The organism is Bifidobacterium sp. UBA6881 (assembly GCA_002451435.1).
Lineage (GTDB): Bacteria > Actinomycetota > Actinomycetes > Actinomycetales > Bifidobacteriaceae > Bifidobacterium.
On sequence record DKCF01000006.1, the window covers coordinates 36,212 to 37,412 of the forward strand.

At 59.5% G+C, this 1,201-nt stretch carries 1 protein-coding gene; it reads right to left on the minus strand.

Annotated elements, in window-relative coordinates; all coding sequences use genetic code 11:
* A partial coding sequence (locus B3C64_RS00425) for a Spy0128 family protein (RefSeq protein WP_291532965.1) occupies positions 1 to 1,201 on the minus strand: 1,201 nt, incomplete at both ends.

A 1,201-nucleotide genomic window follows, 5' to 3' on the forward strand; every position in this document is an offset into this window, starting at 1 on the left:
GCCTTGGTGAAGGCGTCCGTCTTGGTGAAGCCGAAGTCGATGACCTTCTTGATGTTGTGGAACGTCAGTTTCTCGCCGGGTATGCTGACGGATGAGGTTTCGCCTTCGCCTGCGGACGCACTGGAGGCAGTGGCGGCAGGCTCGGTGTCGTCGCCGACGTACACTTTCACAGTAAGTCCCTTGGTCGTACCGGTTTCCGACACTTCGATGCGCACTTTATGCTGCGACTTGTCGTACTGGTACTGGGGTTTGCCGTCGTCGAGTTCAGCGACCGTGTAGTTCAGCGTCACCTTGCAGCCATCAGCGGTCGCGCTGTCGTCCGCACCGGCATGGCATGCCTTCACATCCTTGGTGGCTTTCTCCCACCAAACTGAGTCGAAATTCAACTTGCCCCACGAGGCGTTGCCGTTCTCGTCGGTCGTCACCTTGCGCACGTATGCCGGGGACTTGCCCTCGCTGTCCTCATCGGGAGTCATCTCGAAGGTGAATCCCTTGAGCTCGTCACCGGTGATCCGCTCGCCATCCTTGGTTCCGCTGGTGAGTGTTTTGCTCGCGTTGATTTCCACCGCGACGGGCTTCACCTTATCGCGCTGCACGTTCACGTCGCCAGTGCCGTCATCGGAGACGGTGAAGGAGTTGAGGCCGACGCTGGCGGTGTCATGGTAGACGGCGTCGGTGTCGACGTTGTAGTAGTCGGTGACCTTGGTCATCTTCCTGCCGGAGATGATGCCGTTGACCGCATCGGTCACGGTATTGAGGCTGTTGCCGCCCTCATCGGTTTTCAGCGTTTTGCCGGTACCGTCCTTCAAGGTGGACTTCTGGCTGATCACTTCGTATCCGCTTGGCAGAGCGCCGCCATCAGAGCCGACAACAGCAAGGCCGACCTTGCTGCCGCCGTTCTTGATGAACTTGTCGGCGCCGCCGTTGTAGGCGGACGGGGTTCTGGTGGATTGCGCCGGCTCGCTGTCCGTACCGATGAGGGTCATCTCGTCACCGGACTTGGCATAGTCGACACGATTCTTTTTTGGATTGGGATTCTGCTGTCCGCGTTGAAGGTTCGTGACCGATGCGGCGTTCTTCCAGTCCGAAGAGACAGCCGCGCTGGCCGTCACCGAATTGGCGGTGATGGTCTGCTCGTCGGATTCGCCACCCGTCACCTGGGTTTTCAGGTCGGCAGAGACCTTGACCTTGACGGTCACCG